Source organism: Spirillospora albida (genome assembly GCF_000718255.1).
GTDB classification, from domain to species: domain Bacteria; phylum Actinomycetota; class Actinomycetes; order Streptosporangiales; family Streptosporangiaceae; genus Spirillospora; species Spirillospora albida.
Map to the genome: position 1 here is coordinate 411416 of NZ_JOFJ01000001.1, position 19788 is coordinate 431203.

Consider the following 19788-nt stretch of genomic DNA (forward strand, 5'->3'; position numbering starts at 1 on the left):
TTAAGGCTTATTTCCCGCAAATGGTGCAGGTCACACCGATTTTCCCGTCAGGCTCCCGTCCCGCTGTCGGCGTCCTCGTCCGGATCGGCGGGCTCGGTCTGCTCGGCGACCCAGGCGAGGTAGTCCATGCTGCCCGCCACCACCGACGTCGCGATGATCTCCGGTGTGTCGTAGGAGTGACCCTCGGTGATCAGCGAGGCGAGCTCGTCGAACCGGTCGGCGGTCGTCTTGAACACGACGATCCACTCCTCCGCCGACTCGATCTCGCCCTCCCACCAGTAGGTGCTCGCGATCGGGCCGACCAGCTGCGCGCACGCCGCGAGCCGCTCCGCCACCGCCGACTTGGCGAGCTCGGCCGCCTCCGACCGCGCGTCCGTGGTCGTCGTCACCTGAACGTAAGACCGCGCCATGGCACGACTCCTTCCCCCTCGAACGATCGTAACCGGGCCGTCGCCGTCCGCTACTTCACGGGGTGGACGACGAGCGCGCTGCCGCCACCGCGCCGGACCGGCTCGGCGACCGCCTGGACCAGCCCCGGCCGCAGCACCTCCAGCGCCGTCGCGGCGCCGATCACACCCTGCGGCGGGCCGGGGAACACCCCGAACCGGTGGCCGCGCGCGGTGAGCGGCGTCCCGTACCGGTCGAGGAACCCCTGCTCCGCGAAGACGAGCGGGGTGTTGCGCTGCGTCGCACGCGGGGCGGCGACCGCCTCGGGCAGCGTCATCCCGAGATCGACGCGGTTCAGCAGGATCTGCAGCACCGTCGTGATGATGGTGGACCCGCCGGGCGTGCCGAGCGCGTACTTGGGCCGGCCGTCCTTCAGGACGATCGTCGGCGCCATGCTGCTGCGGGGCCGCTTGTGCGGGCCGGGCAGGTTCGGGTCGGGACGCGAGCCGGCCGGGGGCGGCTGCAGGGTGAAGTCGGTCAGCTCGTTATTCAGCAGGAACCCGCGCCCGGGGACGGTGATGCCGCTGCCGCCGAACTGCTCGATCGTCACGTTGTAGGCGACGACGTTCCCGTACCTGTCGGCGACCACGAGGTGGGTGGTCTGCGGCCCCTCGTAGGCGAGGGCGCCGGTCGCGCCGCCGGGCGGGACGCAGGGGTCGTAGCGCCCGTCCGGGGAACCGGGCGCGACGGGCGCCTCGGCGGCCCGCGCGGGGTCGATCAGGCAGGCGCGCTCGCGGGCGAACCCGCGCGACAGCATCTCCTTCAGCGGCACCCGCACGTGGGCGGGGTCGCCGACATGGGCGCCGCGGTCGGCGTAGGCGAGCTTCGACGCCTCCAGGTACAGGTGCAGCGCGCCGACCGGGTCCTTCGTGTCCAGGCGGAAGCCGCCGAGGATGTTCAGCGCCTCGCCGACGGTGGACCCGCCGGACGAGGACGGCGGCTCCCCGTACACGTCCAGCCCGCGGTAGGCGACGTGCGTCGGCGTGCGCTGCTGCGCCCGGTACTCGCCGAGGTCGTCCATCCGCATCAGGCCCGGCCGGACGTTGCGCGTCGCGGCCGGGTCGACGGGCGGCCTCCGGACGGTCCGCACGACCTCGCGGCCCAGACCGCCCTCGTACAGCCACCCGGGGCCGCGCCGCGCCAGCTCCCGGTAGGTGCGGGCGAGGTCGGGGTTGCGGAACACGGAGCCGACCGCCGGGACCTCGCCGCCGGGCAGGAACAGCTCGCGGGTCGGGACGATGTCGCGGAACCGCGCCTCGTTCACGGCGGTCTGGTCGTGGAACTCCTGGTCGACGACGAAGCCGCGCTCGGCGGTCCGGATGGCGGGCCGCAGCAGCGTGGCGAGGTCGCGGGTGCCGAACCGGCGCAGCGCGAGGTCCCACTGGGCGAGCGTGCCGGGGACGCCGACGCCGAGGCCGCTGGTGACGGCCTCGGCGAACGGGATCGCCGCGCCGGTCGCGGGGTCGACGAAGGAGTCGGCGCGCATCGCCCGGGGCGCGTACTCGCGGCCGTCGAAGGCGTGCACCCGGCGGGTCCGCGCGTCGTAGTGGACGATGTACCCGCCGCCGCCGATCGCGGCCACGTAGGGCTCGGTGACACCGAGGACGGCGCCCGCCGCGACCGCCGCGTCCATCGCGTTGCCGCCCCGCCGCAGGACGTCGAGGGCGGCGCGGCTGGCGTCGGGGTCGACGGTCGACACGGCGCCGCCGTAGCCGGTGGCGACGTGCCGCTTCGGCGGCGCGAAGCCGGTGCCCGGCTGGGTCGCGCCCGCGGCGCCGGGGACGGTCAGCGCGGCGGCCGTCGCGAGGGCGGCCAGCAGCGCCGTGCCCGGCGCGCGGCGGCGGCCCGCGAACCGGCCGGGGAGGGTCGTGGGCGGCTGGGAGCGACGGATCACCGGACCTCCTGAGAACGCGGCGTCCCCACCGTCGCACCGATCCCGCCCGGACGCCACCATCGGCGCGCGGCCGACCCCGGACGCGGGAGGCCGTCCGGATGCGCCGGAGAGGTGGGAGCGCGACCATTCCGAAGAGATCCCAATGTCGAGCCGGGCTCATTCGTCGCGACATGACAACGTCGATGGCAATCCACAGGAAATCATTGCGAATTGGGTCATACCTGGTGAATTCTTAGGGGCTTCCACGGCCCTCCCGCGCAAACACGGCGCGCACGCGGGCCCGCGACCGCGACCGATCGACCTGGGACCCCCCATGAGCACCACCATGTTCCGGCGCCTCCCCGTCGAGCACGCGACGGGCCGGCTGTACGGCGGGCGGCACCGGCTCCGCGTCGTGTACCGGACGCGCGACCTCATCGTGCTCGGCCTCGGCGTGATGATCGGCGCCGGCATCTTCAAGATCTCCGGCGAGCAGGCCGCGACCACCGCCGGCCCCGCCGTGATCGCCTCCTTCCTGATCGCGGGCGCGGTGTGCCTGCTCGCCGCCCTCTCCTACGCCGAACTGTCGTCGATCATCCCGGTGGCGGGCAGCGCCTACTCCTTCAGCTACGTCGCCTTCGGCGAGGTGTGGGCGTGGGTGGTGGGCTGGGCGCTCATCCTGGAACTGCTGCTCGCCGCGTCCGTCGTCGCCCGCGCCTGGTCCCTGTACGCGACGCAGGCGCTCGCCGACTTCGGCGTGCCCGTCCCGTCCCGGCTCGCCGGGATCATCGGCCAGGAGAAGGGCTTCGACCTCTTCGCGCTCGGCATCCTGCTGCTGCTCATCCTCATGCTCGCCACCGGCAGCCGGATGAGCCTGAAGAGCCTCTGGTTCATGGTGACGGCCAAGCTCATCGTCATCGGGCTCGTCATCGCCACCGGCCTGAAGTTCTTCTCCCCCGGCAACCTCACCCCGTTCGTCCCGCCCGCCCGCGAGGCGCCCGAGGACTCCCGGTCCGTGCTGGACGCGCTGCTCGGCGCCGTCGGCGGCGGCGCCCCCGAGGTGTTCGGGATCTGGGGGATCTTCGCCGCCGCGCCCGCGATCGCGTTCGCCTACATCGGCTTCGACCTGATCGCCACCGCGTCCGAGGAGACCGACGACGCGCCCCGCAAGGTGCCGCGCGGCATGCTGGCGAGCCTGCTCATCGCCGTCGTCCTGTACGTCGGCGTCGCCGTCGCCATGGTCGGGATGGTCTCCTACGGGGACCGCGGAACGTCCACGCCGCTGCTCGCCGACGCGTTCGAGCTCGTCGGCGCCGACTCCATGGGGAAGATCATCGATGTGGGCGCGGTGCTCGGGCTCACCACCGTGATCCTGGTGGTGCTGATCAGCCTGACCCGGGTCGTGTTCTCGATGTCCCGCGACGGGCTGCTGCCCCGCCCGATCGCCGGGATGAGCCGCTACCGCGTCCCGTCCCGCGCCACGCTCGTCGCGGGCGGCGCCGCCGTGGTCATGTCGCAGACCGTCGACGTGCTGACGCTGGAGCAGATGGTCGTCATCGGGACGCTGTTCGCGTTCCTGTTCGTCGCCGCGTCCGTCCTCGCGCTGCGCAGGGACCAGCCCGACCTGCACCGCCCGTTCCGCGTGCCCGCCGCCCCGCTCACCGCGATCGTGACGATCCTCGCGACCGGCTGGCTGATGCTGAACCTCAAGGTGCAGACCTGGGGCTACTTCACCATCTGGATGGCCGCCGGGCTCGTCGTCTACCTCGTCTACGGGCGCCGTCGCAGCGAGCTGCGGGCGCTGCTGGAGGCCCCGCCGCCGGAACGCCCGGTCGCCGCGCCGATGGCCCCCGCCCCGCCGCCGGGCGCCGTGCCGTTCCCCGGCGCCTGGGGCGCGCCGCCGCCCGACCCGCACCGGGTGCCACCCCCCGACACCCCGTACCCGACGGGGCGGTACTCGTCCGCGCCCCGTCCCCCGGACCGCCGGGACGACAGCGGCGCCTTCTCCCCTGCCCCGTACGAACCCGCCCCCCGCCCGCCGCGCCCGGACGAGGAATGGCCACCCCAGCAGGGCGGCGGCCGCCACCGCCGCTGAGGCCCGTGGCTCCGCGGTGGCTCCCGCTCCGCCCCCGCCGCTAAGATGACGACCGGCACACCCCCGATCACCAGGCGTCCGGCACCGGGGGAACGCCTCGGGGCGGTAGCTCAGCTGGTCAGAGCAGGAGACTCATAATCTCCCGGTCGTGGGTTCGAGCCCCACCCGCCCTACGGCCGGGCCGGCGCGCCCGCCGAGCTCGGCTCGCCCGCACCGTGGCCGCCCTCTCCGGGAGCCGCCGCGGGGGCCGGGGCGTCGTTCACGTCCGGGTGTGCGCCGCCTGCGGGATGGCCTCACCGTTCTGGGGCACCGCCCTCAGTTTCTGGAGCAGGCGCTGGCCCTGGCGGGGGCTCAGGTGGAGGCGGCGGCCCAGCTCCGCGCCCGTGATGTCGGGCTCCTTGTTCAGGACGACCAGGGCGCGGGCCTCGATGTCCGCCGTGACCTTGGCGGGGGGCTTCTTCGGCTGCGGTTCCGGACGGAGTTCCGGCATCGGCCGCACGGGCTCTTCGGCCCGGGGCTCCCGTATCGGAGCGGGGGCCTGTATCGGAGCGGGGGCCTGTATCGGAACGGGGTCCGGTTCGGGCGGCGGGGCCGTCAGGGCCGTCACGCGGGCCAGGGCCTCGTCCAGCATGACGCCGTCACGGAGCATCCAGACGACGTCGGCGGGGGCCTGCGACCTCCAGCGCCGGCCGTAGCGGGCGGTCAGCAGGGCCAGGGCGTGGCGGCGGCGCTGCTCGGCCTCGAGCGCCCGCGGATAGGACGTGATCTGCCACAGGACCATGCGGCGCCACAGGCGGAACGTCGAGAAGGGCGCCAGCAGCCAGCGGGCCGCGGGGACGCCCTCCCGGACGAGGCCCGCGGCGATCCCGGCGCGGCGGCGGATCGCGTGCCGGACGGCCTCCACGAACATCACGAACAGGACCGGCATCGCGGCGTGCATCACGATGCCGGTCGGATCGCCGTGCGCGGCGGAGACGTTCAGCCACACCGTCGCCGCCGTGAAGGCGAAGGCCGTCCAGCGCAGCGCGGGCATCGGCATCGCCAGCCACTCCAGCAGGAGCGCGACCGCCACGAGCGCCAGGATGCCGAGGTCGACGCCGGCCGGCACGATCCACGCCCGGTCCCCGAACCAGGGCTCGGCGACCTCCCGGACGGACGCGAACGACCCATAGCCGCCGAGCGCGGCGAGCCCGGCGAAGAACAGCCCGCCCACGGCGGCCAGGATGCGTTGGGCGCGGGTCAGCGGCTGGTCCACGGTGCTCTCCTCAGGTGATCTCCACGGGACGGTAGCGCGAGAAGTCGCCCATCGCGCCCGAAACCCCCCGAAGATGTGCATCGGACGGGTGCGACAGGGGGGATCGGGCGGGATTGTGTCGTAGGCGCGGCGTACCGTTGTCGGGTCCACGGACGAGGGGGGACGGCCTTGAAACTGCTCACCGCCACCGACTCCAGCCAGGGATTCCGCGACAACGACTTCGACTGGTGCGTCGAGGGCGAGCTCGTGCACATCGGCGCCGTGTGCGACCGCGACGGCGACGACCCCGACGGCGGATGCGGCTGCGGCCGCGCCTTCGCCGGGCTGAACTCGCATCGCGCGACGACGACCGCGATGGTGCGCGAGGTCCCGGGGTTCACCGACGCCGACTACGTGGAGGCGATCCGCTCCAGCCTCGAGCAGCAGGGCTGCGACCCCACGTTCGCCGAGCACGAGGCGGCGCTGCTGCGCTGCCTCGTCCGCGACTGGCCGGTGGGCGCCGTCGTCGAGCGGCGGCTGAACGAGATCGTCGTCCGGCGCGTCGTGGTGTGACGCCCGCGTCCCCCTGCGGGATGAGGCCGCATCAGACCTGACGCGGAGTGACGCGTGCACAGGGGCGTCGGTAGGGTCCGCCTATGTTCAGACGCATCCTGGCCCTCGCCCCGCTGTCCCTGGCACTCGTGGCGACCGGTGCCTGCAGCGGCGACGGCGGCGACGGCGGCACCAAGGCGGACTTCGACGCCGCCCAGGTGGTCCAGCGGTCGGCGACCGCGATGGGGAACCTGAAGAGCGTCGGGTTCACGGTGTCGTCCGACGGCACGACCCCGATCATGGTCAAGGGCGCCGACATGAAGCTGCTCCGCGGCGGGGACGCGCAGGGCACGCTCACCATCGAGCGGTCCGGCCAGAACGTCGAGATGAAGGTCGTCGCGCTGGGGCCGGTCATCTACCTGAACCCCGGGACGGGCGGCTGGCAGCGGCTGCCGAAGGCCCTCGCCGCCGGCACCTACGACCCGTCGGCGGTCCTCGACCCCGAGCGCGGCATCGCCAAGCTGCTGGGCTCGGTGACCGGGCCCAGGGCCGAGGCCGAGGAGAAGGTGAACGGCAAGGAGACCTACCGGGTCGGCGTGACGCTGCCGAAGGACCGGATCGCGGGGCTCGTCCCCGGCATCGACAGCGACCTGCGCGGCCGGCTCTGGGTGAACAAGGCCGACAACCGCCTCGTGAAGGTGCGCGGGCAGTTCCCCGACGGCAAGGGCGCGGTGGTCATCGACTGCACCGAGTTCGACGTCCCCTACAAGATCAGCGCGCCGAGGTGAGCCGCCGCCGGGTCGCGATCGGGGCCGGCGGCGCGGTGGTGCTGCTGGCCGCGCTGGACGCCTACGTCGTCACCACCGTGCTGCTGCCGATCATCAAGGACCTCGGCATCCCGGTCAACCGGCTGGAGCGGGTGACCCCCGTCCTCACCGGCTTCCTGCTGGGCTACGTGGCGGCGATGCCGCTGATCGGGCAGCTGTCGGACCGGTTCGGCCGGCGGGCGCCGCTGCAGGCGTGCCTGTTCTTCTTCGCGGCCGGGTCGGCGGTGACGGCGCTCGCGCACGGCGTCCCGCTCCTGACGGCCGGACGCGTCGTCCAGGGCATCGCGGGCGGCGCCCTCCTGCCGGTCACGATGGCCCTCGCGGGCGACCTGTGGGACGAGCGGCAGCGGCCGGTCGTGCTCGGCGCGGTCGGGGCGGCGCAGGAGCTCGGCAGCGTGCTCGGCCCGCTGTACGGCGCCGGCATCGCGGCCGTCATGGACTGGCGGGCCATCTTCTGGATCAACCTGCCGCTGAGCGCGGTCGCGATGGTCGCCGTCTGGTACGCGGTGCCGGGCGGGCGGGGCGAGGGGCCGCGTCCGGGCGTGGACGTCGTCGGCGGCCTGCTGCTCGCCCTGGGCCTCGGGCTGCTGGTCGGCGGCGTCTACAACCCGGAGCCGCAGGAGTCGGCCCTGCCACCGTGGGGCGCTCCGCTGCTGGCGGCGGGCGCCGCGGCGCTGGTGGTGTTCGTGCTCTGGGAGCTGCGGGCGAGGACGCGGCTGTTCGACCTCACCGGTGTGCGGCGCGGCCCGCTGCTGGCCACGCTGGGCGTGAGCCTGCTGTCGGGCGCGGCGCTGATGGTGACGCTCGTCGACGTGGTGCTCGTGGCGAAGACCGTCCTGCGCAAGGACGACCTGGACGGCGCGCTCCTGCTGACCCGGTTCCTCGTGGCGCTGCCGATCGCGGCGATCGCGGGCGGCCTCATCGCCCGCCGGTACGGCGAGCGGTGGCCGATGGCCGCCGGGATGGCGGTCTCGGCGGGCGGCTACCTGCTGATCGCGGGCTGGCCCGCCGACCTGGCGGACGCGTCGTACGGCCCGCTCCCCCGGATGGACGTCGACCTCGTCGTGACCGGCTTCGGGCTGGGCCTCGTCATCGCGCCGGTGTCGTCGGCGGTGCTGGCGTTCGTCCCGGCGGCACGGCACGGCGTCGCGTCGGCGGCCGTCGTCGTCGCGCGCATGATGGGGATGCTGCTCGGCGTGTCGGCCCTGTCGGCGTGGGGGTTCCACCGGTTCCACGTGCTGACCGCCGACCTGCGCCCGCCGCTGCCGTTCGGGATGCCCGACGCCGAGTTCGAGCGCCGCATGAAGATCTACAACGCGGCGCTGGACGAGGCGCTGCGCCGCGAGTACCAGGAGATCTTCTGGATCACGGCGGCGCTGTGCGCGCTGGGTGCGCTGCTCGCACTGACCGTGACCGCCGGGCGGAACGGGGACGTTCCGGCTCCCGCGTCCCGGGACGAACTCTTGACACGCTGATCACCCGGGTTGCAGGATCCCCCCAGCCCCGCGCCGCCATTGGGCGGGCCGGGGCCGAGGGGAGAACGCCGATGAACCCGGTGATCGAGCAGCGTCCGGGCGCCACCGTCCGGGCCCGGCTGACCGCGCAAGGCCTGCGGGCCACGGTGGGTCCCCTGCTGAACTACTGGCCGCTGAGCAGGCACGGGCTGCGGCCCGCGTTCGCGATCGACGCGGCGGCGCCGCTGGCGCTGCCCGCGCCGCGCTGGGCGCGAGTCGAGAAGGTGGCGTTCCCCGGCTTCCACGCCGAGTGGGTGCGGGCCCCGCAGGCCGACCCCGACCAGGTCGTCCTGTACTTCCACGGCGGCGGGTTCTTCTCCTGCGGGCTGCGGACGCACCGCCGGATGGTCGCCCGGATCTCCGCCGCGTCCGGCGCGTCGGTGCTGTCGGTCGCGTACCGGCAGCTCCCGGCGGCGCCGCTCGCGACGTCGGTCGCGGACTGCGCGGACGCCTACCGGTGGCTGCTGGACGAGGGGTACGACGCGTCCCGGATCGCGATCGCGGGCGACTCGGCGGGCGGCTTCCTGGCGTTCGCGGCGACGCTGAACGCCCTCGCGGACGGGCTGCCGTCCCCGGCGGCGCTGGTCGCGCTGGCGCCGCTCACCGACCTCGACCACACCACGAAGGTCGGGCACGCGAACGCGGCGCTGGACGCCTACCTGCCGGCCGCGCGGGTCGAGCGGCTCGCGACGCTGCTCACCGAGGGCGCCGTCCCCCTCGACCCGATGCTGTCGCCGGTGAACGCGAGCCTCGCCGGCCTGCCGCCCGTCCTGATCCAGGTGGGGTCGACGGAGATGCTGCTGCCGGACGCGGAGCTGATGGCGCACCGCCTCGCCGACGCGGGCGTGCCGTGCCGGCTGCAGATCTGGGAGCGGCAGGTGCACGTCTTCCAGGTGTTCGCCGACCTGATTCCGGAGGGGCTGGCGGCGCTGCACGAGGTCGGCGCGTTCGTGCGCGAGCATACCGCCGGAGCGGCGCGGCGCGATTCGATCGCCGCCTGAGCACGCCGGTGGTCCCCTGACAACCATCCCGTCCGGTTCGGGCCGTTGATTCCCTCTGTCCGATTGGACGGGGCATCGGCGGGGAGTGGTTAGGAATCCCCCGGTGAGGACAGGACGGTGCGACCGTGCAGGACGACCACATGGAGCGGATGAGCGGGCTCGACGCGGGTTTCTTCTTCGCGGAGTCGGAGACGACCCCGTTGCACATCGCGTCGGTGACGGTCTTCGAGGGACCGGCGCCCACCTACGGCGAGGTGGTGCGGGCGGTGGTCGCGAAACTGCCGCGCGTGCCCCGCTACCGGCAGCGGGTCCGGACCGTGCCGCTGAACCTCGGGCGGCCCGTGTGGGTGGACGACCCGCACTTCCAGATCCTCTACCACGTCCGCCACACGGCCGTCCCGGCGCCCGGCGACCCGGAGCAGCTCCGCAACCTGGCCGGGCGGGTGCTGTCCCAGCGGCTCGACAAGGCGAAGCCGCTGTGGGAGGTCTGGCTGGTCGAGGGCCTCGCCGACGGCCGCTGGGCACTGATCACCAAGGTGCACCACTGCGTCGTGGACGGCGTCGGCGGCGTCGACCTGCTGACCACGCTGTTCGATCTCGAGCGCGAACCGGAGCCGCCGGAGGAGCCCGCGGAGCTGCCCAAGGCGGCGGCCGCCCCCTCCTCGGCGGCGCTGCTCGCCTCCGGGCTCCGCGACCAGGTCGCGGGCCCGCTGCGGCAGGTCGCCCGCGCCCCGGAACTCGCCCGCGGGCTGATCAGCGGCCGGACGCTGCGCACCGTCGGCGTCGAGTTCCCGCGCGCCCTCGGCCGCATCGCCCGCCCGACCACGGGATCGCTGAACGGCCCGCTCGGACCGCACCGCCGCTGGATGTGGACGCACGCGGACCTGGACGAGATCCGCCGCATCCGGAAGGCGTTCGGCGGCACCGTCAACGACGTGATCCTCGCGGCGGTCACCGCCGGGTTCCGGCGGGTGCTGGCGGAGCGCGGCGAGCTGGCGGGCGGCACCCTCGTCCGGACCCTCGTGCCCGTCTCCGTCCGGACCGGCGACCAGCACGGCGAGGTCGGCAACCGGGTGTCGGGCGTCCTCGTCAACCTCCCCGCGGGCGAGGAGGACCCGCGCCGCCGCCTGTTCCAGATCCGCCGCCAGATGAACGACGTGAAGCGCACCCACCAGGCGGTGGGCGGGGAGGTCCTCGCCGGGCTCGCCGGGTTCGCGCCGACGCTCCTGGCGCTCGGCTCCCGGTACGCGCTGAGCCATGCCCAGCCGCTCGTGCAGACCGTCGTGACGAACGTCCCCGGCCCGCCCTTCCCGCTGTACGTGCTGGGGCGGCGGCTGGAGGGCCTGTACCCGTTCGTTCCGCTCGCCGCCGGCGTCCGCGCCGGGGTGGCGATCTTCTCCTACGAGGGGCGGCTGACGTTCGGGCTCACCGGCGACTTCGACGGCATGCCCGACCTGGACGTCCTCGCCGACGGGATCCGGGCCGGGTTCGGCGAGCTGGCCGGGCTCGCCGACGGCGACTGACCAAGAGAGGTGATCCCCCCGTGCATCGCATGAGCGGCCTCGACGCCAGTTTCTTCCTCCTCGAAGACGAGAACACCCCCCTGCACGTCGCCTCGGTCTTCGTGTTCGACGGGCCCGCCCCGTCCTACGGCGACCTCGTGCGCGCCATCGTCGCGAAGCTGCCCCTGGTGCCGCGGTACCGGCAGCGGGTCCGCGGCGTCCCCCTGCATCTCGGGCGGCCCGTGTGGGTGGACGACCCGCACTTCCAGATCCTCTACCACGTCCGCCACACGGCGCTGCCCGCGCCGGGCACGGCCGAGCAGCTCCGCAACCTGTCCGGCCGCGTCCTGGCCCAGCGGCTCGACCCGGGCAAGCCGCTGTGGGAGCTGTGGCTGGTCGAGGGCCTGGAGGAGGGCCGCTGGGCGCTGATCGCCAAGGTGCACCACTGCATGGTGGACGGTGTCGCCGGCATGGACCTCGCGACCGTCATGTTCGACCTCACACCCGACTACGTCCCGCCGGGCGAACCCGAGCCGTGGGAGGCCGAGCCCGAGCCGTCCGACCCGTACCTGCTCGTGGATTCGGCGCGCCGCGCCGTCACCCGGCCGCTCGCCCAGATCACGGACGCGGCGCGCGGCGCCGGGGTGCTCCGCGAGGCGGGCCGGATCCGGGACTTCGCGCTCGGGCTGGGCCGCACGACCGCCCGGTTCACCACGCCGTCCGCCGGGTCGCTGAACGGGCCGATCGGCCCGCACCGCCGATGGTGCTGGCAGGACCTGCCGCTCGCCGAGGTCAAGCGGGTGCGGGCGGCGCTCGGCGGCACGGTGAACGACATCGTCCTCGCCGCCGCCACGGCGGGGTACCGGGACCTGCTGAACGGGCGCGGCGGCGTCACCGAGGACACCGTCGTCCGCTCCGCGGTGCCGGTGTCCGTCCGCGGCACCGGCGAGGAGGGCGGCAACCGCGTCGCGGCCGTGTTCGTCAACCTCCCGGTGGGCGTCGACGACCCGCTGGAGCGGCTGCGGCGGATCAGGGAGCAGACCGACGACGTGAAGCGCACCGACCAGGCCGCCGGCACCAAGACGATCACCCGCCTCACCGACACGGCCGTCGCGCCCGCGCTCCTGTCGCTCGGGACCCGGATCCCCGTCAGGCTCCGGCAGGATCTCGTGCAGACCGTGACGACGAACGTCCCCGGGCCCGACTTCCCGCTCTACGTGATGGGGCGCAGGCTGCTGGGAATGCACCCGTACGTGCCGCTCACCGGGGGGATCCGCATCGTCACCGCGATCGTCTCCTACTGCGGGACGCTGCATTTCGGGCTGACCGCCGACTTCGACGCCGTCCCGGACCTCGACGTCCTCGGCAAGGGCGTGCGGAGTGGCCTGGACGAACTGCTGCGCGCGGCGGAGAAGGCCTCCGCGCCCTCGCACGCCTGACCGGTTACGGACATCCGCCCGGCATACGGCCTCCGGATCCGGCCGATTCGGACAGGACCCGCGTGCCGATCGGGGAACTCCGGAATATCCTGGACCTCGGCGGTCACGAACCTCTTGCCGGGAGCTTCCGGGGAGGTGACGCGGGTGGGCAGGTTCGGCATCGGACCCGGCCCCGGCGCCGTCCGGCGCGGCGGGCCGTGCCTGCGCCTGCGCAGGCGCTGGGGCCTGGAGCACAACGACCTGCGCCGCCGCGTCGACCGCGTCCAGCGCGCCGTCGCGCTCTCGCTGCTGGTCCTGCTGGTGTGCACCGCCCCGCCGCTCGCCGCCTCCGCGGCCGCCTGGTCCTACCGGGCGGGCACGCAGGCCGAGCGGGCCGAGCACGCGGCCCGCCACCGCGCGACCGCCACGGTCGTCTCGATGGGCGGCCCCGGCTCCGGCGACCGCTACATCCACGAGACCGTCCGGGCCACGTGGACGGACGCGCGGGGCCAGGCGCACAGCGGCACCCTGCCCAGCTGGAAGAACGCGAAGACGGGCGCCACCCGCGCCATCTGGGTCGACCGCGACGGCGCCCCGACGATCCGTCCCCGCCCGCACAGCCGCACCGTCACCGACGCGGTGTACGCGGGTACCGCCACCGTCATCGGCTGCGCGATGCCCGCCCTCCTCCTTTACGCCCTGGTCCGCCGCCAGTGCGACCGCCGCCGCGACGCCGCCTGGGACGCCGCCTGGGCCCGCATGGACGCTGCGTTGAATTGAAGTCCCGGCTCAGGGCCGCGCCTTCGGCGAACGCGACATCGCTTCGCGATCTGCCCGGTGCGGCTCGCCTGCGGCTTCGCCGCACCGGCCAGGTCACGCGTTCGCGCCGGCTGAGGCCCGTCCGGGGGTGACGGCGAGCCTGGCGAGTGCGGTCCCTGCTCAGGCGTTGTCTTTGAGCAGGCGGTTGGCCTCCAGAGCCAGGGTCAGCTCGACGACGTCCCTCGGGCGCTGCAGGGAGCGGGACGTCAGCTGCTCCAGGCGGCGGAGGCGGTTGAAGACCGTGTTGCGGTGGCAGTACAGGCGGCCGGCGGTGCGCATGGCGGAGCCGTCGCACTCCAGCCAGGTGCGGAGCGTCTCCAGGAGGACCTCGCGGTCGGCGGCGTCGAGGGCGGCGAGGGGACCGAGGACGCCGGCGCTGAGCAGGCCGCCGAGCTCCGGCTGGGCGGCGACGAGGGCGGTCGGCAGGCGCTCGTCCAGCCGGACCAGCCCGCGTTCCCCGGGGCGGCAGGTGGCGAGGGCGATCTCGGCGAGCCAGCGGGCCCGGCCGAGTCCGGCGAGGCCATCGACGACGGTGCTGAGGCCCGCCTCGCCCTTCACGAGCGGCCCGAGCGCGGCGAGGACCTCGTCCGTGCCCGCGGCGCCCAGGGAGATGACGGCGACCTCGGCGTCGGTGCGGGTCCGCCACACGAACCGCAGGCCCGACAGCTCCTCGGGGCGCTCGGCGAACCCCGGGGCCTGGCGGGGGGTGCGGACCACGGCGACCGCGTACCGGCCGTGCTCGGGCAGGTCGAGGGCCGCCGCGGCGGCCTGGGCGAGGCCCCCGTCGGCGCCGCGCCCCTCCAGCAGCGCGTCCAGCAGGGCCTGGACGCGCTCGCCGCTGCGCTTCAGCAGCTCCGACTCTGTGCGCCGGTACACCTCGGAGACGACCGTCGACTGCCGCTCGATCGTGTGCCACACCGTGCTGGCGTAGCGGAGCAGGACGGGCAGCGCGTCGGGGTCGTCCTCGGCGACGACCTCGATGAGGGCCTCCCAGACGATCCGGCCGCCGATCCGGTAGCAGCGCAGCAGCGACTCCAGCGGCAGGCCCTGCTCGGCGCGGCGCCGGCCGATCCGCTCGGCGACCGACAGGTCGGGGCGCTGACCGCGGACGCGGCGCGCCATCGACTCGATGCCGGCGTCCAGGCTGTCGCGCACCGACTCCCAGAAGTCGTCGCGGGAGACGAACTCGGTGAAGACGGGGTCCTCGGCGAGCACGTCGGCGACGAGCCGGTCGGCGAGCTCGGGGAGCCGTTCGCGCAGCCGGCCGGACGCCGCCTTGGCCAGCCGGGCGGCCTCGCGGTCCGCCGACACGGGGACCGACGCGGTTGACGGCATTGGGCGACCTCCGAGGTGATGCAGCTCACGTGGCGCTTCAGTGTCGGCGACGCGCGTCGATGCTCGCAACGCCCCGACCCGGCACTGTGCGCCCACACAACCCGAATACGGTTCGATTGGACCCCCGCCCCGTCTTGCCCGCCGCCCGTAGACGCTGCCGACCGGCCCGTGTTGTGGTGCCTGCCACACGATGCACGCTGTGGTGCCTGCCACACGATGCGGATGGAGGCGCCCATGGCGAACGGGACCCTGGCGGTCCGCGATCTTTCGGTGAGCTACGGACGGGCCGTTCAGGCCCTGCACCAGGTGTCGCTGGACGTCCCCGCGGGTTCGGTCACGGCCGTGCTCGGCGCGAACGGGGCGGGCAAGACGACGCTGCTCCGGGCGATCTCGGGCACGCTCCCGTTCCATCGCGGCGCGGTGGAGGCGGGCACCGTCCACCTCGGCGACCGGCCGCTGACCGGGCTGTCCCCGGCCGCGGTCGTCAAGGCCGGGGTGGTGCAGGTGCCGGAGGGCCGCCGGGTGTTCGGCCGGCTCACCGTCGCGGACAACCTGCGGGCCGGCGCGCTCGGCGCGCGGAGCCGCAAGGAGATCGCGGCCTCGCGCGAGCGGGTCCTGGAGCTGTTCCCCGTGCTGGCGGAGCGGGCCGGGCAGCGGGCGGGCCTGATGTCGGGCGGCGAGCAGCAGATGCTGGCGATCGGCCGGGCGCTGATGGCGCGCCCGGCGGTACTGCTGCTGGACGAGCCGACGCTCGGCCTCGCGCCGCTGATGGCGGAGCGGATCGCCGACACGGTCCGGGAGATCAACATGCAGGGGACCTCGATCCTGCTGATCGAGCAGAACGCGGCCCTGGCGCTGGAGCTGTCGTCCACGGCGCACGTCCTGGAGGTCGGCTCGGTCGCTCTGCACGGCCCGTCCCCCGAGCTGGCCGCGAGCGACGAGATCCGGCGCCGGTACCTCGGCGTCACCGACGAGCCGGAGGTCGTCCCGGAGGCGCACCTGCGCGGGCCGGTGCTGGAGAGGTGGGCCGGGTGAGGGACGAGCTGATCGTCAGCGGGCTGACCGTCCGGTTCGCCGGGCTGACCGCCCTGGACGACGTCGGGTTCACCGTCGCGCCCGGCAGCGTGCACGCCGTCATCGGGCCGAACGGCGCGGGCAAGTCGACGTGCTTCAACGTCCTGTCCGGCGTGTACCGGGCGACCGAGGGGAGCGTGACGTTCGGCGGGACGGAGCTGACGACGCTGGCACCGCACCGCATCGCGGCGCTCGGCATCGCGCGGACGTTCCAGAACATCGCGCTGTCGCGGCACCTGTCCGTCGAGGACAACCTCATGCTGGGCCGGCACCGGCTCACGAAGGCCGGGTTCCTGTCGGCGGGGCTGCGGCTCCCGCGCGCCCGCCGCGAGGACGCCCGGCACCGCGCCCGGGTGCGCGACATCGCCGAGTTCGTCGGTGTCGGCGACCACCTGGCCGCCCCCGTCGGGATGCTGCCGTACGGCGTCCAGAAGCGGATCGAGCTGGCCCGCGGCCTGGCGATGGAGCCGCGGCTCCTCCTGCTGGACGAGCCGGTCGCCGGCATGAACGGCACCGAGCGGCAGCGGATGGCGGACGTGATCGTCCGGGCCCGCGCCGACCTCGGGATCTCCATCCTGCTCGTCGAGCACGACATGGGCATGGTGATGCGGCTCGCCGACGAGGTGACCGTCCTGGACTTCGGCAAGCGGATCGCGGGCGGCCCGCCCGCGGACGTCCAGCGCGATCCGGCCGTGCTGCGCGCCTACCTGGGCGCGGCGCACGAACCCACCGCCGGCACGGCCACGGCCACGGAAGAGGAAGAACGGGAGCGGGCTTGAGCACCTTCATCGAGCTGGTGGTCAACGGGGTCGCGTCGGGATCGGTGTACGCGCTGATCGCCCTCGGCTTCGTGATCATCTTCAAGGCCACCGAGGTGGTGAACTTCGCGCACGCGTCGCTGCTGCTCGTCGGCGGCTACCTGACGGCCGTCCTGCACGACGACATCGGCTTCCTGCCCGCGCTCGCCGCCGGCATCGCGGGCGCCGCGGCCATCGGCGCCCTCGTGGAGCTGCTGGTGCTGCGCCGCGCCAACGTGGAGAACCACGCCGTCCTCGCGATCGTCACGATCGGCGTCGACATCGTGCTCACCACCGAGCTGACCCGGCGGATCGGCACCGAGGTGATGTCGCTCGGCGACCCCTGGCAGAACGAGATCCTGACCGTGGGCGGCGTCAGCATCCCGCACACCCGGATCGCGGCCCTGGTCGTCGCGGCCGTCCTGATCACCGCGTTCCTGCTGGCGTTCCGCTACACCTCGTGGGGCGTCGCGATGCGGGCGGCCGCCGAGGACGGCGAGGCCGCCGCGCTGATGGGCATCCGGCTGTCGCGGGTGTCGCTCGGCGCCTGGGCCGTCGCGGGCGGGCTCGCCGCCGTCGCCGCGCTGTTCCTCACGGTCTTCCCGACGCCCGGCCTCGACCGCAGCACCTCGTTCGCGGCGATGAAGGCGTTCCCGGCGGCGATCCTCGGCGGGCTCGACTCCACGACGGGCGCGCTGGTCGGCGGGCTGATCATCGGGCTGACCGAGTCGCTCGTCACCGGCTACCAGGGCGATCTCACGTTCCTCGGCCGCGGCGCCGGCGACGTCGCCCCGTTCCTGGTGATGTTCGCGATCCTGCTGATCCGCCCGGCCGGGCTGTTCGGGACGAGGGAGCTGACCCGTGTCTGAAACGCTGCGGCGGCCCGCGTTCTGGGCGCTGGCGGGCGGCACCGCGCTGCTGCTGGCACTCCCCTTCTACCTGGACGCGTTCTGGCTCCAGACCGGCCTGTTCGCGATCTCCGCGGCGATCGGCGCGATCGGCCTCAACCTGCTGACCGGCGCGACCGGGCAGCTGTCGATGGGGCACGCGTTCTTCCTCGCGGTCGGCGCGTACGGGTACGTCTACCTGGCGTCCGACGACGGCGCGCACGTCAGCGGGCTCGGCGTCCCGACACCGCTGGCGTTCGTCGGCGCGGTGGTCCTGGCGGGCGTCGCGGGCGGGCTGTTCTCGCCGATCGCGGGACGGCTGCGCGGTACCTACCTCGGCATCGCCTCGCTCGCGCTGATCTTCGTCGGGCAGCACCTGCTGATGAACGTCGAGGGCGTGACCGGCGGCTTCAACGGACGGGACGTCCCGCCGCTGGAGCTGTTCGGCCTCCGCTTCGACGACTCGCCCGACCTCGTCGTGTTCAACATCCCGCTGGGCGCGCTGGAGCGGCTGTGGTTCCTCGCCGTGGCGCTGCTGATCCCGGCCGCCTGGATCGCGCGCGGCATCGTGCGCGGGCGGCCCGGCCGGGCCATGAACACGATCCGCGACCACGAGGTGGCGGCGTCCGTCATGGGCGTCCCGGTGGCGCGCTACCGGGCGGGCGTGTTCGTCCTGTCGTCGATGTACGCGGGAGCGGCGGGCGCGCTGCTGGCCCTCGTGTTCCGCCGGACCGTCCCGGAGTACTTCGGGATGTTCCTGTCCCTCGACTACCTCGCCATGATCGTCATCGGCGGTCTCGGCACCGCCGCGGGGGCGATCGCGGGCGCGGTGTTCGTCTCCGTCCTGCCCCAGCTTCTGACCCGGTTCGGGGGCGAGCTCCCGCTCGTCTCCGCGCCCGGCACGGGCGGCGTCTCGCCCGCCGAGGCGGCCCGGATCCTGTACGGCGCCGCCGTCGTCGCCGTCGTCCTGTTCCTTCCCGGCGGGCTCGTCGGCCTGTGGACGCGGCTGCGGCTGCGGATCACGGCCCGGCGGCGCCCGCCCGCACCGCTCACCCGACTCGACAACAAGGAGCAACCAGCATGAAACTGACGGCGCGCGCCACGGCCGCGGCCGCCCTCGCCCTGGCCATGGGCGTCACGGCGGCGGGATGCAGCGGCAAGGCCACCGGCGGGTCCGGCGGCACGGACTCCAAGGGCGTGAAGACCGGCCCCGGCGTCACCGACTCCACCATCAAGATCGGCGTGGAGACCGACCTGACCGGCGTGTACGCGCCGCTCGGCAAGAGCCTCACGCAGGCCCAGCAGCTGTACGTCGAGGAGGCCAACGCCGCCGGCGGCGTCTGCGGCCGCAAGCTGGAGCTGGTCGTCCGCGACCACGGGTACGACCCGCAGCGCGCCGCGTCCGCCTACAGCGAGCTGCAGCCGAACGTCATCGGCCTCGCCCAGTTCGTCGGGTCGCCGATGGTGACCGCGCTCAAGTCGCGGATCACGTCCGACAAGATGTTCACGATCCCGAACGCGTGGGCGACCGGCCTGCTCGGCACCGAGCAGATCCAGGTGACCGGCACGACCTACGACATCGACATGATCAACGGCCTGGAGTGGCTGACCAAGGAGAAGGGGATCAAGAAGGGCGACAAGGTCGGGCACGTCTACTTCGAGGGCGACTACGGCGAGAGCGCCCTCACCGGCTCCAAGTACGCCGCGGGCAAGCTCGGCCTGACCCTCGTCGAGCAGAAGATCAAGGCGACGGACAACGACATGTCCGCGCAGGTCGCCGCGCTGAAGAGCGCCGGGGTCACCGCGATCCTGATGAGCGCCGGGCCGCGCCAGTCGGCGTCCCTCGCGGGCGTCGCCCGCGCCAAGGGCATCATGGTGCCGATCCTCGCGAGCAACTCCGGGTTCTCCCCGGCGCTGCTCGGCACCCCCGCCGCGCCGGCGCTGCTCAACGACTTCTACCTGACGTCCGCGGGCGCCCCGATCTCGTCCGACCTGCCGGCGATCAAGAAGCTGGCCGACGCGTACGCCAAGAAGTACCCGAACCAGCCGCGCGACAACGCGGTCGTCAACGGCTACACCAATGCCGCGATCTTCGTCGACGCCCTCAAGAAGGCGTGCGAGTCGAAGGACCTGACCCGCGAGGGCCTCATCAAGGCGCACCGCTCCGCGAGCAGCTACGACGGCGGCTACGGCACGCCGCAGAACTTCTCGCACTTCGACAAGCCGGCGACGCTCCGCACCTACATCCTGCGGACCGACGCCAAGGCCGTCGGCGGGCTCGTCGTCGAGAAGGGCGCCGCCGAGTCCGAGCTGGTCAAGAACTACAAGGCCCCGGCCGCGGGCTGATCCCCGCCCCCCGCACGGCAGCGCCCGCCGGATCCCACCCACCCGGCGGGCGCTCGCCATGTCCCGG

General features: G+C 73.9%; 17 protein-coding genes and 1 tRNA gene. 14 read left to right on the forward strand and 4 right to left on the reverse strand.

The features are described 5' to 3' along the window. Positions 1-47 precede the first annotated feature (47 nt). Positions 48-410 (reverse strand): divalent-cation tolerance protein CutA, encoded by a 363-nt coding sequence (cutA, locus tag IE99_RS0101965; protein WP_037558449.1) that lies wholly within the window; start codon positions 408-410, stop codon positions 48-50. Positions 411-460: 50 nt separating this feature from the next. Beyond that, positions 461-2341 carry a gamma-glutamyltransferase gene (ggt, locus tag IE99_RS0101970; RefSeq protein WP_245623017.1) on the reverse strand — a complete coding sequence of 627 codons (1881 nt, stop codon included), beginning with the start codon at positions 2339-2341 and terminating at the stop codon, positions 461-463. Between the two features lie 313 nt (positions 2342-2654). Here ggt and IE99_RS0101975 point away from each other — a divergent pair, with 313 nt between their 5' ends. Both IE99_RS0101975 and IE99_RS0101980 read left to right on the forward strand, forming a co-directional pair. Then, positions 2655-4415: an APC family permease gene (locus tag IE99_RS0101975; RefSeq protein WP_084219210.1), complete on the forward strand. Its 1761-nt coding sequence runs from the start codon at positions 2655-2657 to the stop codon at positions 4413-4415. 99 nt (positions 4416-4514) lie between these two features. After that, positions 4515-4588: transfer RNA gene (locus IE99_RS0101980), tRNA-Ile, on the forward strand. Positions 4589-4674: 86 nt separating this feature from the next. Here the strand turns inward: IE99_RS0101980 and IE99_RS0101985 are convergent. Beyond that, positions 4675-5670, reverse strand: a complete 996-nt coding sequence (locus IE99_RS0101985) for a DUF2637 domain-containing protein (protein ID WP_051711787.1) — start codon at positions 5668-5670, stop codon at positions 4675-4677. Between the two features lie 168 nt (positions 5671-5838). Between IE99_RS0101985 and IE99_RS0101990 the strand changes: the two genes are divergently transcribed. From IE99_RS0101990 to IE99_RS29975, 7 genes are all read left to right on the forward strand, one after another. Then, positions 5839-6222: a DUF7715 family protein gene (locus tag IE99_RS0101990; protein WP_030145138.1), complete on the forward strand. Its 384-nt coding sequence runs from the start codon at positions 5839-5841 to the stop codon at positions 6220-6222. A gap of 83 nt (positions 6223-6305) precedes the next feature. Further along, complete coding sequence (locus tag IE99_RS0101995) at positions 6306-6989, forward strand: LppX_LprAFG lipoprotein (protein WP_030145139.1); 684 nt, start codon at positions 6306-6308, stop codon at positions 6987-6989. Beyond that, positions 6986-8503, forward strand: coding sequence for an MFS transporter (locus IE99_RS0102000; protein ID WP_030145140.1), 1518 nt, complete (start codon positions 6986-6988; stop codon positions 8501-8503). The genes IE99_RS0101995 and IE99_RS0102000 overlap by 4 nt, the downstream gene beginning before the upstream one ends. Positions 8504-8574: 71 nt before the next feature. After that, a complete protein-coding gene (locus tag IE99_RS0102005) occupies positions 8575-9543 on the forward strand; it encodes an alpha/beta hydrolase (protein ID WP_030145141.1) in 969 nt (322 codons plus the stop codon). Between the two features lie 125 nt (positions 9544-9668). Beyond that, positions 9669-11066 carry a WS/DGAT/MGAT family O-acyltransferase gene (locus IE99_RS0102010; RefSeq protein WP_245623018.1) on the forward strand — a complete coding sequence of 466 codons (1398 nt, stop codon included), beginning with the start codon at positions 9669-9671 and terminating at the stop codon, positions 11064-11066. 29 nt (positions 11067-11095) lie between these two features. Next, positions 11096-12484 (forward strand): WS/DGAT/MGAT family O-acyltransferase, encoded by a 1389-nt coding sequence (locus IE99_RS0102015; RefSeq protein WP_051711789.1) that lies wholly within the window; start codon positions 11096-11098, stop codon positions 12482-12484. Between the two features lie 144 nt (positions 12485-12628). After that, positions 12629-13243 (forward strand): Rv1733c family protein, encoded by a 615-nt coding sequence (locus IE99_RS29975; protein WP_030145144.1) that lies wholly within the window; start codon positions 12629-12631, stop codon positions 13241-13243. A 159-nt stretch (positions 13244-13402) separates the two neighbouring features. Here IE99_RS29975 and IE99_RS0102025 read toward each other — a convergent pair whose 3' ends face one another. Then, positions 13403-14617, reverse strand: coding sequence for a PucR family transcriptional regulator (locus IE99_RS0102025; protein WP_037558451.1), 1215 nt, complete (start codon positions 14615-14617; stop codon positions 13403-13405). Positions 14618-14851: 234 nt separating this feature from the next. Between IE99_RS0102025 and IE99_RS0102030 the strand changes: the two genes are divergently transcribed. From IE99_RS0102030 to IE99_RS0102050, 5 genes are read left to right on the forward strand one after another with little or no spacing between them, the layout of a single operon-like run. Then, complete coding sequence (locus IE99_RS0102030) at positions 14852-15652, forward strand: ABC transporter ATP-binding protein (protein WP_037558453.1); 801 nt, start codon at positions 14852-14854, stop codon at positions 15650-15652. Then, positions 15649-16470 (forward strand): ABC transporter ATP-binding protein, encoded by an 822-nt coding sequence (locus tag IE99_RS0102035; RefSeq protein ID WP_051711865.1) that lies wholly within the window; start codon positions 15649-15651, stop codon positions 16468-16470. Before IE99_RS0102030 ends, IE99_RS0102035 begins: the two co-directional genes overlap by 4 nt. Further along, positions 16467-17357, forward strand: coding sequence for a branched-chain amino acid ABC transporter permease (locus IE99_RS0102040; RefSeq protein ID WP_030145148.1), 891 nt, complete (start codon positions 16467-16469; stop codon positions 17355-17357). Before IE99_RS0102035 ends, IE99_RS0102040 begins: the two co-directional genes overlap by 4 nt. After that, the gene (locus IE99_RS0102045) at positions 17350-18459 is read left to right on the forward strand and encodes a branched-chain amino acid ABC transporter permease (RefSeq protein ID WP_051711791.1); all 1110 of its coding nucleotides are present in this window, start codon (positions 17350-17352) and stop codon (positions 18457-18459) included. Before IE99_RS0102040 ends, IE99_RS0102045 begins: the two co-directional genes overlap by 8 nt. Next, complete coding sequence (locus IE99_RS0102050; RefSeq protein WP_030145150.1) at positions 18456-19721, forward strand: ABC transporter substrate-binding protein; 1266 nt, start codon at positions 18456-18458, stop codon at positions 19719-19721. The genes IE99_RS0102045 and IE99_RS0102050 overlap by 4 nt, the downstream gene beginning before the upstream one ends. The last annotated feature ends 67 nt before the right edge of the window (positions 19722-19788 follow it).